The following is a 16093-nucleotide window of genomic DNA, read 5'->3' as shown; positions in this document are numbered from 1 at the left end:
TTCCTATCGCTCCAGCACGAAGATCATCGTCGCCAGCGGCGGCAGGGTCAGCGACAGGGACTGGGCCTGGCCGTGGCTCGCCTGGCCGTCGGTGTGGCCGCCGCCGTTGTTGCCGAGGTTCGAGCCGCCGTAGACGGCCGCGTCCGAGTTGAACGCCTCGCGGTAGAAGCCCGCCTCCGGCACGCCGACGCGGTAGCCCTCCCGGGGGATCGGGGTGAAGTTCGACACCACGATCGCGACCTCGCCGGGATTGGCGCCCTTGCGGGCCCAGGCGATGACGCTGTTGTCCTGATCGTCGGCCACCAGCCACTGGAACCCGGTGTGCTCGACGTCCCGGGCATGGAGGGCCGGGGTCGAGACGTAGAGCCGGTTGAGGTCCCGGACCGCATCCTTGACGCCCTTGTGCAGGGGATCGTCGAGCAGGTGCCAGTCCAGGCTGTTATCGTGGTTCCACTCCCGCTCCTGGCCGAACTCGCCGCCCATGAACAGCAGCTTCTTGCCGGGATGCCCCCACATGAAGCCGAAATAGGCGCGCAAGTTCGCGAATTTCTGCCAGCGGTCACCGGGCATCTTGCCGAGCAGCGAGCCCTTCCCGTGCACGACCTCGTCGTGGGACAGCGGCAGGATGAAATTCTCCGAAAAGGCGTAAAGCAGCCCGAAGGTCAGGTTGTGGTGGTGGTAGCGGCGGTGGATCGGATCCTCCGACACGTATTTCAACGTGTCGTGCATCCAGCCCATGTTCCACTTGAAGCCGAAGCCGAGGCCGCCCGTGTAGGTCGGGTGCGAGACACCCGGCCAGGAGGTCGATTCCTCCGCCACCGTGATCGTGCCCGGGGCGTGGCTGTAGGTCGCCTCGTTGGTCTTGCGCAGGAAGTCGATCGCGTCGAGGTTCTCGTTGCCGCCGTAGCGGTTCGGGATCCACTCGCCCTGCCGGCGCGAATAGTCGAGGTAGAGCATCGACGCCACGGCATCCACGCGCAGGCCGTCGAGGTGGTAGTGCTCCAGCCAGAACCGGGCGTTGGCGGCCAGGAAGGTCGCGACCTCGGTCCGGCCGAAATTGTAGATGTAGGTGCCCCAATCCTGGTGGAAGCCCTGGCGCGGGTCGGCGTGCTCGTAGAGGTGCGTGCCGTCGAACAGGCCGAGCCCGTGCGCATCCAGCGGAAAGTGGCCGGGCACCCAGTCGAGCATCACGCCGATGCCGGCCTCGTGGGCGGCGTCCACGAAGGCGGCGAAATCCTCGGGCGTGCCGAAGCGGCTGGTCGGGGCGAACAGCGAGACCGGCTGGTAGCCCCAGGACCCGTCGAACGGGAACTCCGTGATCGGCAGCATCTCGATATGGGTGAAGCCCATATCCTTGACGTAGGGGATCAGCCGGTCGCCCAGCTCCTTGTAGGTGAGGTAGCGGTTGCCCTCCTCGGGCACCCGCGCCCAGGAGCCCAGATGGACCTCGTAGATCGAGATTGCGGCGTGGCGCGGATCCTTGGCGCCGCGGGTGCTCATCCAGCCGGAATCGCGCCAGTCGAACGCGCCGGTCCCGTGGGTGACCGAGGCGGTCTCAGGCGGGTGCTGGGCCGCGAAGGCGACCGGATCGGCCTTGAGCGGGATCAGGGCGCCGTCGGGACCGCGGATCTCGAACTTGTAGCGCTCGCCGGCCTTGAGGCCGGGCACGAACACCTCCCAGATCCCGCCTTCCTGCCACAGGCGCATCGGATGACGCCGCCCGTCCCAGTCGTTGAAATCGCCCACGACGCTGACCTTGCGGGCGTTGGGCGCCCACACGGCGAAGCGGAAGCCGTCGATACCGTCGAGCTGACCCGACTGGGCGCCGAGCATGCGGTAGACCAGGTTGGTGCCGACCTCGCGCAGGGTCGCGACGTCGTAGGGCTCGATCGAGGAGCCGAAGCCGTAGGGATCGAAGCGCCGCTTCTTGGTCCCGTCCCAGAACTCGACCTCGATCTCGTAGAGCGGCCGGCCCTCGCCCTCGACCTTGGCGACGTAGAACCCGTCCGGGTGCCGCTTCTCGAACGGCACGGTGCGCGCGCTCGTCACCAGGGCGGCGGAGCGCGCCTCGGGCAGGACGGCGCGGACCTCCCAGGCGTTCGGGCCGACCCGGTGGGGGCCGAGCACGGAGAACGGGTCGCCGTGGCTGGCGCTCATCAGCGCGGCGATCGCGTCCGGGTGGACACTCGGCGGCGCCGAGGCGGCTCCGGAATGCGGGACGTCCGCGTTCCGCGCGCTCGCCGCTTCCGGGTCGAGCCGCGGTGCGAAGGTCTCGTCGATCGGCGTCATTCCGTTACTCCGGGCTCGTGTCCGTCCGTGTCCAGAATGGTGAGAACCCCGCGGGCGGGGATTTCGATCCAGTCCGGCCGGTTGTTGGCCTCGTAATCGACTTCGTAGAGCGCCTTGGTCAGCAGGCAGAGGCGCAGCAACCGCGCCCGGGTGGCCGGGTCGGTCACGGCGGCCCGCGTCCCCGCGACGGCGGTCTCGTAGCCGGTGAGGAACGCCGCCTCGATCATGCCGCGCCACGCCGTGGCGGCGTCCCGCGCCCGCGCCTCGGAATCGCCGAACCGGACGGTGATCTCGCGGATCACGGTCTCGGCCCCGTACGCGAAGGAGCGCATCAGGCCGGCGACGTCGCGCAGCGGCATCGACTTCGCCCGCCGCTCGTCGGCCGGGCGCGAGGGCTCGCCCTCGAAGTCGACGATGATCAGGTCGCTCTCGGAGACCAGCACCTGACCCAGGTGATAGTCGCCGTGGATCCTGATCTTGTGGGCTCCGCGCGGCGGCTCGGCGCTGAGCGATTCGATCAGCGCCTCGACCTCGGCCCGCCGCTGGAGCAGCGCCGCACAGGCGGGCTTGCCGGCATCGAGGCCGCGTTCCGTGAGACCTTTGAGCGCCCGGAAGGCCCGCTCGGCCTGGTGGCGTGCGTCGCGGGCGAGCACCGCCAGATCGTCCTCGGCGAAGGCCTCGGCCGCGAAGGCCGGATCGTCCGTCTCCATGGCGAAGGCGGCGTGCATCTCGGCGGTGCGCCGGCCGAGCAGGTCGGCCCAGGGCCCATGGGCCTGGAACGCCTCCTCGGGGCTGACCGCCTCGCTCTCGGGGGTGAGCACCACGGTCTCGAAGTCCCGGCGCAGGCCCTCCAGCATCAGCGTCCAGGCGTCGCCCTGGTTCATGACGAATTTCTGCAGGACCGCGAGGGCCGTGCGCGTGCCATCCTCGGCCACGTGTTCGAGGGTGCCGAGCAGCGCGGGCGTGTTGGAGAAACCCGCCTGCTCGGTGAGGAAGCGCCCGACTTCGATCTCGGGATGCGTCCCCGGCTGCAGGCGGCGCAGCAGCTTGAGCATCATCTTCGAGCCGATGGCGATCGAGGTGTTGCTCTGCTCCGCCGACAGTCGGCGGATGTCGGCCACGTCCACCGTGACATCCGGATCGAAGGCCGAGGTGGTGGAAAAGACCAGCCGCCCGCTCTCCGTGGGAATCGCGGTGCCCTGGCGCATGGCGTCGATCAGGCCGGCGGCGAAGGCGTTGGAGCCGGCCGCGCCGTAGAGCAGGCCGGTCCGCGGCCCGCGGCGCACCCGCGCCACCGCGAAGGGCAGCAGCGTCTCGTCCTCGCGGCCCTCCTCGACGCCCACGGGCACGAAGTACTCCTGGGATTCGCCGTTGGCGAGCTGGACCTGCAGGCGCGGCAGCAGGAAGCGGGCGCTGCCGTCCACGTCCTTTAGGGCGGCACAGTCGATCACCTTCACGGACCGGATCCGCGAGCCCTTGGCGCCGAACCAGCGCCGGCTGGTCAGGAACGGCGGCACCACGGTGCGCTCGAAGGCGACGCGCTCGCGGCCCGACATCAGGCTCTCGATGCCGCCGGTGAGCACCAGGGTGAACAGCTCCGGGGGTTCCTGCTGCGGGCCGATCGCGCCCGAGCGGGCGGCGCTCAAGCTGAACCAGTAGAAGCCGTAGGACGGCAGGGTCAGCAGGTAGGGCAGGTCGCCGATCGGCGGGAACTCGGTGCCGCCGGTGAGCTCGATCGGCACCGCGGTGCGCAGTTCCGACAGGTCGAGCTGCACCGCTTGGGGCGCCCGCGACAGGTTGGCGACGCACAGGATCCGCTCGTCCTCGTGCTCGCGGATCCAGGCCAGAACCTTGCGGTTGCCCGGATACAGGAACTGGATCGTGCCGCGGCCCAGCGCGACGCTGTTGTTGCGGATCGCGATCATCCGCCGGGTCCAGTTCAGCAGGCTGGTCTGCGACTGGGTCTGCGCCTCGACGTTGATCGCGTCGAAGCCGTAGATCGGGTCCTGGATCGCCGGCAGGAACAGCCGCTGCGGGTTCGCCCGGGAGAAACCGCCGTTGCGGTCCGGGGTCCATTGCATCGGCGTGCGCACGCCGTCGCGGTCGCCGAGATAGATGTTGTCGCCCATGCCGATCTCGTCGCCGTAATACAGCACCGGCGTGCCGGGCATCGACAGGACGAGGGACTTCATCAGCTCGATCTTGCGCCGGTCGTTCTCGAGCAGCGGCGCGAGGCGACGGCGGATGCCGAGATTGATCCGGGCGCGCCGCTCGGCGGCGTAGAACGACCAGAGGTAGTCACGCTCCTCGGCCGTGACCATTTCCAAGGTCAGCTCGTCGTGATTCCGCAGGAAGATCGCCCATTGGCAGCCCTCGGGAATCTCCGGGGTCTGGCGCATGATGTCGGTGATCGGGTGCCGGTCCTCCCGGGCGATCGCCATGTACATCCGCGGCATCAGCGGGAAGTGGAACGCCATGTGGCATTCGTCGCCGTCGCCGAAATACTGGGCGGTCTCCTCCGGCCACTGGTTGGCCTCGGCCAGCAGCATCCGGTCGGGATAGCTGGCATCCAGCGCCGCCCGGATTTTTTTGATCACATCATGCGTTTCGGACAGGTTCTCGCAGTTCGTGCCGTCGCGCTCGATCAGGTAGGGAATCGCGTCGAGCCGCAACCCGTCGACGCCCATGTCGAGCCAGTAGCGCATCGTCGCGATGACCGCTTCCAGCACCTTCGGGTTGTCGAAGTTCAGGTCCGGCTGGTGGCTGTAGAACCGGTGCCAGAAATACTGCTTGGCGACCGGATCCCAGGTCCAGTTCGAGGCCTCGGTGTCGAGGAAGATGATCCGCGTGTCCCTGTACGGCTCGTCGGTGTCCGACCAGACATAGAAATCGCGCTCGGGCGAGCCGGGCGGCGCCTCGCGGGCGGCCTGGAACCAGGGATGCTGGTCGCTGGTGTGGTTGATCACGAGCTCGGTGATCACCCGCAGGCCGCGCGCGTGCGCCGCCGCCACGAAGGCCCGAAAATCCTCCATGGTCCCGTAGGACGGGTTGATGCCCTCGTAATCGGCGATGTCGTAGCCGTCGTCGCGCAGCGGCGAGGGGTAGAACGGCATCAGCCAGATCGCCGTGACCCCGAGGTCGCGGACATAGTCGAGCCGCCGGGTCAGCCCCTCGAAATCGCCGATCCCGTCGTCGTTCGAGTCGAAGAACGACTTGACGTGGATCTGGTAGATGATGGCGTCACGGTACCATTGCGGGTCGCTGCGATCGATCATCGCGTCGCTGCCTCGTCGGTCGAAGGGACTGGGACCGGCGGGCGGAACCGGCCGGGGCGCGGGCGATCGGCCGCGCGGCGCATGATGCGGCGACGGGCGGGCCCGGCGCCGGAATTAGAAGTCATGGTGAGGTGCCACGGGTGGCCTCAGCCCGCAACCCGCCGCGGCGCCCGAAGACGCCAGATGATGCAGGATCGCTCGGCCGGATCCAGCGCGATCCGGTGGGTCTTGCCCCGCAGCTCGAACGTGTAGCCCTGGAGCAGGTCCTCAACCTCCACGGCGCCGTCATCGGGCAGGCCGAACAGCCAGAGCGGCACCTCGTAGGTGCATTCCTGGCGGCTCTTGGGATCGAGGTTGACCATGGTGAACACGCAATTGTCGCGCTCCGGCGTCGCCTTGGCGTAGGCGATGATCTGGTCGTTGGACGCGCCGGTGAAGACCACGTTGCGGAAATCCCAGAGGGCGGGGTTCTCGCGGCGGATCTTGTTGAGCGTGACGATGTGCTCGCGGATGTTGCCGGGCCGGTCGTAGTCCCAGGCCTTCAGCTCGTATTTTTCGGAGTTGAGATACTCCTCCTTGCCCGGGTAGGGGGCGGCCTCGCACAGCTCGAAGCCGTTGTAGATGCCGTAGACCGACGACAGGGTCGCGGCCAGCGTCCCCCGGATCACGAAGCCCGCCCGGCCGCTGGTCTGGAGGAAGTACGGGTTGATGTCGGGCGTATTGGCAAAGAAGTTCGGGCGGTAGTACTCGCCCATCTCGCCGGCGAGCTCCAGGGCGTATTCGGTCAGCTCCTGCTTGGTGTTGCGCCAGGTGAAGTAGGTGTAGCTCTGCTGGTAGCCGGCCTTGGCGAGTTTTTTCATCATCTTCGGCCGGGTGAAGGCCTCGGCCAGGAACAGCGCGTCGGGATAGCGGCCGTTGACCTCGGAGATCACCCATTCCCAGAACGGGATCGGCTTGGTGTGCGGGTTGTCGACCCGGAAGATCCGCACGCCTCGTGCGCACCAGCCGAGCAGGATGTCGCGCAATTCGATCCAGAGCGAGGGCAGGGCGCCCCCGTAGAAATGGACGTTCGAGATGTCCTCGTACTTCTTGGGCGGGTTCTCGGCGAATTTCAGCGTGCCGTCGGGGCGCCACTCGAACCATTCCGGATGGTTCTTGATCCAGGGATGGTCCGGCGAGCACTGGATCGCGAAGTCGAGGGCGATCTCCATGCCGTAGGCGTGGCTTTCCGCCACCAGCCGCTCGAAATCCTCCAGCGTCCCGAGGTCGGGGTGCACGGCCTCGTGACCGCCCTCCTCCGCGCCGACCGCGTAGACCGAGCCGACATCCCCGGGCAGAGCCTTGAGGGTGTTGTTCTTGCCCTTGCGGTTGGTCCGGCCCACCGGGTGGATCGGCGTGAAGTAGAGCACGTCGAAGCCGAGCTCGCGGATCTCCGGGAGCCGCTTGATCACGTCGTCGAAGGTACCGTGGCGGTTCACGTCCATCGATTGCGAGCGCGGAAAGATTTCGTACCAGGCGGAGAACCGGGCGGCGAGGCGATCGGCGATCACCGGCAGCACCACCGGATAGCGGCTGAGGTTCACCCGCTCGGCGTTCCGGCGCACGAGGCTCGCGGCCTCGGGCTGGAGGATCCGCTCGAGCTGGGCAACCGAGCCGGTCTCCTCCGCGGCCAGAGCCGCCACCAGGGCGGCGAGCCGCTCCGCGTCGCGACCGGCGGCGCGGCCGCGGGCGAGCGAGGCGGCGCTCTCCACCAGGGTGACGCCCTCGATCGTCTCAAGCCGGATGTCGACGCCGGCGGCGCGCTTCTTCAGGGTGTCGCGCACCCAGGAGGAGAACGGGTCGCGCCAGGCGATCAGGGTGAATTCGTAGCGGGCGTTGCGCTCCAGGGGGAATTGCCCGGCCCAGCGGTCGTTGTCGACGAAGACCATCGGGTCCTCGCGCCAGATCCCGCCACCAGACGCCTCGGTGCCGGCGACCCGCGACAGGATCGCGGCGTCGAGCACCTCGTGGCCGTCGGAGAAGATGTCGGCCTCGACCCGCAGGGATTCGCCGACGATGCGCTTCACCGCCGAGCGGCCGCCGTCGATCTCCGGGCTCACGGCCTCGATCACCACCCTCCCCTCGCCGTCCGGCGTGCCCCGCTCGGGCAGCTGGGCGACCTGGGCGGGCCCGGCGCTGAGGATGCGCAGCTCGCCCGGCAGCAGGTCGATGGCGCTGCCGGGATGGAACGCGATCGGCTCGGCCTCGGGGGTCCGGTCGACGAAGGCGCCGAGCATGCCGCCGGTCCGGGCGATCAGCGCGCCGGCCTCCACCGGCACCGGCTTGTCCGTGGGATTGTACAGCACGATCAGCGCGTTCTGCGCCGAGGCCGGATGGCCGGTGTCGAAGCGGGCCAGCGCCACGAGGTCGCTGTCGGGTGCCGAGATGCGGGCTTGCGCGCCCTCGACATTGGCGGCCGGCAGCTCGGCCCGCAGGGCGTTGATCGCCCGGATCGAGGCGGAGATGTCGAGGCCGGTGTCGTTCTCCCGGTCGCGCGGGGTGGTCTCGACCACGTGCAGCGCCCGGCGGTAGCCCCATTCGTAGCCGATCGGCATTAGCACGCCGGCCGAGAAGAAGGCGGCGAGCGCGTAGCGGGTGCGCAGGTGCCGCGCCACCGCCTCCGGACCGCCGCCGATCTCGGCGGCCAGCCGCTTCATGTCGTGGTTTTCCGGGAAGGCGATCGAGGGCGCCAGCACCCGCAGGCGCTCGTACTGCTCCAGCGCCCAGGGCTTCTTCAGGTCCCACCAGGCGAAGGAGTTGAACAGGTAGTCGAAGCCGGCGCCGGCCGTGGCCTTCGCCTCCTCGAAGGTACAGCCCAGGGTCTCGGCGGCGAACAGGCAGGCGGGATCGCGGCCCTTGGCCTCGCCGATCAGGATGCGCCAGGTCTCGGGCGGGACCTTGTAGGCGGCGTCGCACCGGAAGCCGGCGACGCCGAGCGCCTGGAGCCGGGCCACGTAGGCGCCCCAGATCCGGGTCAGCTCGTCCCGGGCTGCGGGCGTGTGATAGTCGAGCTCGGCCAGATCGCCCCAGACGGTGCGGATCGAGGGATCGTCCGGGTCCACGGCGGCCGGATGCATGATCGAGCCGTCGGGCTCCTTCATGAACAGGTCGGGCCGCTCCGTCGCGAGGCGGGCATTGTCGGCGGTGTGGTTGATCACGAGGTCGGTCATCACCGACAGGCCGGCGGCCTTGGCGGCGGCGCAGAACCGGCGGATCTGCTCGTCGTCCGGCGTGCCGTCCTGGTCGCGGAACCGCTCGTCGAGCCGCTCGGGATCGGCCACCGCGTAGAGGCTCCGCGAGCCGCCGGTCTGGTGGAACGGGTTCAGGTAGATCCAGTCGAAGCCGAGCGAGGCGATCCGGGGCAGCTCGGCGGTCCAGTCCGAGACGCGCCCGACCAGGAGCGGGAACAGGTTGTAGATCCGCGGCCCCGCGGCGCGGGGCGCCAGGGAGGCCGGCAGGACGGCTTCAGCTCCGGTCGTCGCGGCGGCGGCGGTGGTCGGTGCGTTCATGCTGGTCTCTGGCTCCTGGTCCATGTCTCGTAACGCCCGAACTGCACGGGTGTGCCTTGCGCCGGGCGGCGGGGATTTTCAGGCCCGCGCCGTGCGTCTCTCAGCAGATTCGCGTGACAGGTCCGCGGAGGGGCCTGTCGGCGCTGCCGTCACGGCTCCCGCCGCAGGACTGCGTAAGGCAGGTCGCGCAGGAGCTGGCCGAGATCGGCCCCCTCCCCTCCGGTCTCCACGATCCGCCCCGAGACGAGGTCGCGCCAGCGCGTGCCCGCGCCGAGATCGACCCGGGTGCCGGCGAAGGCCTCGCTCGACCAGACCGCCTCGCCGACCAGGGTCGCGAACAGGCGCGGCACCGCCACGAACAGGTCGCCGCCCTCCTCGCCCGGGTCGGTCCGCCGGTAGGCGATGACGTGGGCCGCCCGGGCGCCCGTGGCCTCCACCGGCTCGTAGGCCGCGCTGGCGTAGAAGGCCGGGCGCTCGGCCCGCTCGGTGAGCAGCCGCGCCAGGGTCGCCTGCTTGACCCGCCCGTCCGGCCAGTGCGGCAGCAGTGCGGCCGGTTCGCCGCCCTGCTCGAGCATCCGCTCCAGCGCCGGGTAATCCACCGGGCGGCGGTTGTCGGGATCGACGAACGAAAAGTCCCAGACCTCCGTGCCTTGGTAGGTGTCGGGCAGGCCCGGCAGGGTGCATTTCAGGACCGTGCGGCCGAGGCCGGCGAGCATGCCGAGATGGGCGAGCCGCCGGGCGAAGGGACGCAGCTCGCGCAGGAAGTCCGAGCCCGGGGCGATCAGCGCGGAAAACAGCTTCTTGACCGCGCCCTCGTAGACCTCGTCGACATTGACCCAGCTCGACCGGCGCTTGCCCTCGCGCATGGCCTTCTCGCCGTAGGCGATCAGCCGATCGCGAAAGTCCGCGATCGCGGCCGTCTCGTCCTGCTCCAGCAGCTCCAGCGGCCAGGCGCCGAGGATCGCCTGGAAGAACATCCACTGGTCGTTGGCGTCCGGGGCCGGCTCGCCGTCGATCCGGGCGAGGTGCGGCCCGGCGGTGCGCTGCCACAGGTCCCAGGCGCCGGCCCAGCCCTCCGGGATCTCGGACAGGGCAAGCAGCCGGGTCCGGGCATCCTCACCGCGCTTGGTGTCGTGGGTCGCCGTCGTGATCATGGCGTTCGGCCAGTCGCGGGCGCGGGCGATCTGGAGATCGTGGAAATGCTCCGCGTCGATGCCGTACTCGCCCGGGTCGCCGCCGACCTCGTTGAGGCCGAGCAGGCAGCTGTACCGGTAGAACAGCGTGTCCTCGAGGCTCTTGGCCATGACCGGGCCGGTGAGCTGCTGGAACCGGCGGCGGAACCGTAAGACCACCCGCGGGTCCGGGCGGCCGGGACCGGCGGTCTCGATGCGGCCGAGCAGGACCTCGGCGGCGAAGTCGTGCACCGAGCGGTCGGGCAGGTTCGACCAGCGCTTCGCCTTGGCGACCGCGCCCTCGATCAGGCGCACGTCCTCGGGCTCGACCTCGCCCTCCTCCAGCTCCGGCGGCAGGTAGCTGCGATAGGTCGGGAAGCGGGCGATGATCTCGATCAGCGCCCGGCGCAGGGCGTTGACCGTGAAGTCGCGGGTGCGCCGGTCGGCGTCGGCCACCTCCTTCAGGTCGGTGGTCAGCACCTCCAGCTCGCTGGCGAAGCTGATCTCCAGGATCTCGGCCTTGGCGGCGCGCAGCTGGAAGCCGTAGGGCTCGTCGAAGCCCGAGGCCCATTCGTAGAGCCGTCGGATCTTCCCCCGGCGTTCCTTATCCACCAGGATGCCGTCGAGCTGGTTGAGCACGTCGTAGCCCGTGGTCCCGGCCACCGGCCAGGGCCGCAGCCGCTCGCCCGGCTCCAGGATCTTTTCCACCACCACGTAGAAGCCGGGGCCGACGGCGGCCTGGAGCGCGCGTGCGTAGCCCTGCGGGTCGGCGAGCCCGTCGATATGGTCGATGCGCAACCCGTCGATCCGGCCCTCGCGGATGTGCCGGAACACGGTCTCGTGCGAGCGATGGAAGATGTCGGACAGCTCCACCCGCAGGCCGGCCAGCGAGTTCACGTCGAAGAACCGGCGGTAGTTGATGTCGCTCGAGGCAACCCGCCAATGGGCCAGCCGGTAGGCCTGTGCCTCGAGCAGCCGGTGCAGCGGCCCGAAGCTGTCGGGGCGGCCCTTGAAGCCGTTGAGCAGCGCCAGGGTGCTGGCGGTGGCCTCCTGGATCAGGGTCGAGACGCCGTAGATCTCGGCGAGCCGGCGCTTGAGCCCCTCGGCCTCCTCCGGGAATCCCTTCCGGCGGGTCTCGTCGGTGTCGATCGCCATGGCGCGCAGGCGTTCGGAGATGGCGAGCAGCTCCGCGGTGGTATCGTCGTCCACGGCTCCGATGGCAGCGATCACCCGGTTGAGGATGGTCGGGTAGCTCAAGGGGCGGATCGGCAGCTGGTGCTCGTAGTGCCAGACGCTGAAGGCGCCGGTCTCGGGGTCGAACTTCAGCTCCAGGGTGCCCTTCTCCAGGGCCTCGCCGTAGCGGTCGCCCAGGAACGGGATCACCAGGTTGCGGCCGGCGCCGAGGCGCTGCCAGTCGATGTCGAACGCGTCCGCGAAGGGCGACAGGGAGCCCCATTCGAGCACCGAGAGCCACCACGGGTTGTCGGAGCCGCCGACGCCCATGTGGTTCGGGACGATGTCCAGCAGCAGCTTCAGCCCGTGCCCGTGCAGGGTCTCGGAGAGTTTGACGAAGCCCGCCTCGCCACCGAGCTCCGGGTTGATCGCGCCGTGGTCGACGATGTCGTAGCCGTGGGTCGAGCCGGGCCGCGCCTTCTGGAGCGGCGAGGCGTAGACGTGGCTGATCCCGAGTTTTTTGAGATACGGGACGATCCGTTCTGCATCCGCGAAGGTGAAGTCCTTGTGGAATTGCAGCCGGTAGGTCGATTGCGGCGGCGGTGCCGCCAGCCGGGCGGAACCCGAGCGCGGGCCCCGCGCCTCGGCCGAGAGCGAGGCCGCCAGCTTGGCGAGCGGGCCGCCCGGGGCGGCGATGGCGACGAGGTCCCGGTCGAGCTTGCGCCGCCAGTTCGGGTAGCCCTCGGTCGAGCCCGGGACGTTGGCCTGGGCCAGTTCCGAGACCACGTCCTCGTACTGCACGGCGGTCAGCATCGAGGGGGCGCGGGCGAGGTAGCGGGCGGCGGCCTCGAACGGCGCGGCCTCCGGCGGCTCGGCCGACGGCAGCAGCTGCTCCCCGGCCAGCGCCTCGGTGAGGCGGCGGCGCTCGACCACCCGCTCGTTGCGCTCGGCCTCGGCGCGATCCTGATCGTACAGGCCCAGCGACTGGCGGGTGTCGGTGTCGACCCCGCGCCACCAGCCGACGAAGGTCGGCAGGTCGTGGGTGGTGATGGCCGTGAGCGCGTCGCGTGGATAGGCGGAGGGGGCCTTGAACCGGCCGTCGCCTTCCCGCTCGAAGGCCAGGATCCGGTAGCTCAGCACGCCGGCCCGCATCAGGGCGTCGGAAAAACCCTCGGGGGCGGTGCCGAGATCCTCGGCGATGATCAGGCACTTGTTGCGGTGGCTCTCCAGCCGCAGCACCGCCAGCATCGGCTCGAACGGCATGGCGACGTAGGCGCCGGCATGGGCGCCGGCCCCCAGCGGGATCAGGAACAGCCGGGCGAGCTGGAAGGCGTGGTCGATCCGGATCGCGCCGGCATGGCGCATGTTGGCCTGGACCAGGGCCCGGAACGCCGCGAGGCCGTCCCGCTCCATCTCCAGCGGGTCGAAGGCGGGCAGGCCCCAGTTCTGGCCCTTGGGGGCCAAGAGGTCCGGGGGCGCACCGATCGAGACCCGGTCGGCGAAGCGCTCGGGATGCGACCAGATCTCGGAGCCGCCCCGGTCGGCGCCCACCGCCAGGTCGCGATAGAGCCCGACCCGCATGCCGGAGCCCAGAGCCGCCGCCGAGGCCGCGGCGAGCTGGCGGTCGGCGAGGTATTGCAGCCAGGCGTGGTAGCCGACCGCCTCGGCCTTCTCGGCCGCGAAGGCCACGACCGCGTCGGTGCCGGCGCGGCGGTATTCCTCCGGCCAGTCGCCGAGCCAATGGGCGCCCTGCTGCCGGAAATGCTCGGACAGGGCCTCGAACACCGCGTGTGCGGCGAGGTCGACGCCGCCCTCCTGGCGGAAGCGCTCGAACGCGGCGTCGGTGCCGGCCCGGGCCGGGGAGTCCAGCCAGAGGGCGCGCAGCACCGGGTCGAGCACGTCGGCCACGCCCTGGTGGTCGACGAGCGCCGCCTCGCGCAGGGCCGTGATCGCGTCGGCGCGGTCGGCCAAGAGCGCCTCGGCCCGGGAGCCGGCGAGCCCCGGCAGGCTGCGCGGCGCGATGAACAGGGTCTCGAGGAACAGCCGCGAGGACGGCGAGTAGGGCGAGATCTTGGTCCGGTCGGAGCCGAACAGGGCGTGGACCGGGCTCAAGCCGAGGAACGCCGCCCCGCGCAGGGCCGCCTCGCGGGCGGCCTCGCCGGCATCCGCATAGGTGCCGATGCCGATATTGGTGGCCGAGCGCAGGCCGTAGAGCTGCGCGGCCATGCCCCAGTCGGAGGCGCCCTCCTCCGTGTAGGGCCGGGGGCGCCAGCAGCGCTGGGGCGCGGCGATCACCCAGGATTCGGCCCGGATCCGGCCGGCCTGGACGGTGAGGCGGTGATAGCCGGGGGTCAGCGGCGGCAGCTCGAAGCCGGGCTCGGCCCCCTGCGGGTTGGCCCGACCCTCGCGGGCGGCGCCGCGCTCGTCCACGAGGCGCCAGACCAGGGTGTGCGGGGCGCCGTCCTGGACGCGCACCGGCACCCGGGCGGTGCGCCGGGCCTCCACGGGCAGCAGTGGCGGGACGAGGCCGCAGCGCAGGGCTTCGACCTGGGCGAGGCTCTGGGCCACGCCAGCCTCGTCCTCGACCGCGAAGCCGAGCGCCGCCAGCAGGCCGCGCCGCACCTCCAGGGAGGTCTCGACTGGCTGGCCGAAGGCGTCGGTATAGCCGGCGGCGACGCCGACGAGGTCGGCGAGTTTTTCGAGGGGGCTCACGAGCGGGGCTCCGTCAGGAACAGGCCGGTCCAGGGAGGCAGGTCCCGTCCGGTCTGATCGGGGGCGTTGGTCCAGACCACCCGGGCATCGCCCGGATCCACCGCGAAGGCCGCGTCCCCGAGATTGGCGACGAACCGCAGGGTGCCGGCGCCGAACCGCCAGGTGCAATCGACCACGTCGGCCCGCGGCAGGGTGGCGGCGGCGCCCTGGTAGCCGGACTTCGCCAGCGGCACCACGACATCCCGTCTTAGACCCAGCAGGCGCGTGGTCTCGGCCAGCACCTCCCGGTGCGGCGCGCGATCCCGCTCCGCCCAGTCGAGCTTCGAGGCCGCGAACGTCTCGTGCTCGGTCGGATCCGGGATCTTCGAGGTGTCGTCGGCGAACGCGGCGAAGCTCTTGAACTCCCGGCGGCGGCCCTCGCGCACCGCGGTGTTGAGGTCCGTATCCGGGGCGAAGTCGACGAAGAACAGGAACGGCGTCGAGGCCGACCATTCCTCGCCCATCCAGAGCATCGGGATCTGCGGCGCCAGCAGAAAGCCGGCCCGGGCGAGATCGAGCTTTTTCGGGTCGGCCAGATGGTTCAGCCGCTCGCCCAGCGCCCGGTTGCCGACCTGGTCGTGGTTCTGCAGGAAGGTCACGAAGGAAGAGGGCGGCAGGTGCGCCGAGGGCTCGCCGCGCGGATGGTTGCCCAGGGTCGAGAACGGCTCGCCCTGATAGGCAAAACCTTCCGCCAGGCAGCGGGCCAAGCGTTCGACGGGTTTGTCGGCAAAGCTTTGATAATAGCCGGCATCCTCGCCGGTGAGCAGCACGTGCCAGCAATGGTGCAGGTCGTCGGCCCATTGCGCGTCGTGCATCTTCGGCCGCCCGGCGGCGTCGCGCTCCAGCCAGCGGGCCTGGTTGGCCTCGTTCTCCAGCATCAGGTGGATCTGGCGGTCCGGAAAGGTCTTGCGGACCGTCTCGCCGAGCTCGGCCAGGAAGTGGCGCGGCGAATCGTCGAGGATGGCGTGGACGGCGTCGAAGCGCAGGCCGTCGAAATGGTATTCTTCCAGCCAGTACAGGGTGTTCTGGATGAAGAACTGCCGCACGGTCGCGCCGCTCTCCTTGCCGTCGAAGTTGATGCCGGCGCCCCAGGGCGTCTGGTGGCGCTCGGTGAAAAAGGTCTTGGCATAGGCGTGGAGGTAATTCCCAGCCGGGCCGAAATGGTTGTAGACCGCGTCGAGATAGACCATCAGGCCGAGCCCGTGGGCGGCGTCGATCAGGCGCTTGAGGTCGTCCGGGCGGCCATAGGCGCCGTCAGGCGCGTAGGGCAGGACCCCGTCGTAACCCCAGTTGCGCGAGCCCTTGAAGTCGGCGAGCGGCAACAATTCGATCGCCGTGATGCCGAGCGCCTTGAGGTCGGGTAGGCGCGCCTGCAGGCCGGCATAGGTGCCCTCGGGCGTCGCGGTGCCGACATGGCACTCGTAGATCACCGCCTCCTCGAACGGCCGTCCGGTCCAGGCCTCGTCGGACCACGCGAAAGCGCGGGCATCGACCACCTCGCTCAGGCCCGCAACGTCGTCCGGCTGGAAGCGCGAGGCGGGGTCCGGCACCACGAGGTCGCCGTCGATGCGGAAGCCATAGCGGGCGCCAGGCTTCACCCCGGGCAGGGCGGTGCGCCGCCAGCCGCCGCCGGATTCCGGCAGGGGATGGTCGATGCCGTCGACGACGAGCTCGACGCTCTTGGCGGTCGGCGCCCAGAGGGCGAAGCGCACGCCGCCCTCCACCATCTCGGCTCCGAAATCCATGCTGTGGGCGCGCCGCATCGGGCCACGGTCCTCGTCGTTGGCCGTGCGCCCCGGGGGACAAGCGCGGCGGGGCTCATTGTGGTGGGAGAAGGCCCCGGGCCCGATCCGGTTCCCGCAGCGCAGCTATGGCGGCGTGATGA

General features: G+C 70.2%; 5 protein-coding genes. All 5 read right to left on the bottom strand.

What is annotated here, in order from left to right; translation table 11 throughout:
• Positions 1-3: 3 nt before the first annotated feature.
• The 5 genes from glgB to treZ all read right to left on the bottom strand — a co-directional run bounded on the left by glgB (position 4) and on the right by treZ (position 15971).
• On the bottom strand, positions 4-2289 hold the full coding sequence (glgB, locus tag MKL09_RS08675) for a 1,4-alpha-glucan branching protein GlgB (RefSeq protein ID WP_244019538.1): 2286 nt from the start codon (positions 2287-2289) through the stop codon (positions 4-6).
• The gene (gene treS, locus MKL09_RS08670) at positions 2286-5564 is read right to left on the bottom strand and encodes a maltose alpha-D-glucosyltransferase (protein WP_244019536.1); all 3279 of its coding nucleotides are present in this window, start codon (positions 5562-5564) and stop codon (positions 2286-2288) included. Before treS ends, glgB begins: the two co-directional genes overlap by 4 nt.
• Positions 5565-5710: 146 nt before the next feature.
• Entirely contained in the window at positions 5711-9112 is a 3402-nt protein-coding gene (locus MKL09_RS08665) for a maltotransferase domain-containing protein (RefSeq protein WP_244019534.1), read from the bottom strand.
• Between the two features lie 149 nt (positions 9113-9261).
• Positions 9262-14169 (bottom strand): malto-oligosyltrehalose synthase, encoded by a 4908-nt coding sequence (locus MKL09_RS08660; RefSeq protein WP_244019533.1) that lies wholly within the window; start codon positions 14167-14169, stop codon positions 9262-9264.
• Positions 14166-15971: a malto-oligosyltrehalose trehalohydrolase gene (gene treZ / locus MKL09_RS08655; protein ID WP_244019532.1), complete on the bottom strand. Its 1806-nt coding sequence runs from the start codon at positions 15969-15971 to the stop codon at positions 14166-14168. Before treZ ends, MKL09_RS08660 begins: the two co-directional genes overlap by 4 nt.
• Positions 15972-16093 lie beyond the last annotated feature (122 nt).

This window comes from Methylobacterium sp. J-048 (assembly GCF_022829515.1).
GTDB lineage: Bacteria > Pseudomonadota > Alphaproteobacteria > Rhizobiales > Beijerinckiaceae > Methylobacterium.
Note: the sequence above shows the minus strand (reverse complement) of the source record. Positions and strands in the feature narration are given on the sequence as shown.

What these genes read in the sequence shown, in the direction of transcription:
- treS (WP_244019536.1), bottom strand. Translation starts at nt 5,564, where the DNA reads ATGATCGATCGCAGCGACCCGCAATGGTACCGTGACGCCATCATCTAC.
- treZ (WP_244019532.1), bottom strand. Translation starts at nt 15,971, where the DNA reads ATGCGGCGCGCCCACAGCATGGATTTCGGAGCCGAGATGGTGGAGGGC.
- MKL09_RS08665 (WP_244019534.1), bottom strand. Translation starts at nt 9,112, where the DNA reads ATGAACGCACCGACCACCGCCGCCGCCGCGACGACCGGAGCTGAAGCC.
- glgB (WP_244019538.1), bottom strand. Translation starts at nt 2,289, where the DNA reads ATGACGCCGATCGACGAGACCTTCGCACCGCGGCTCGACCCGGAAGCG.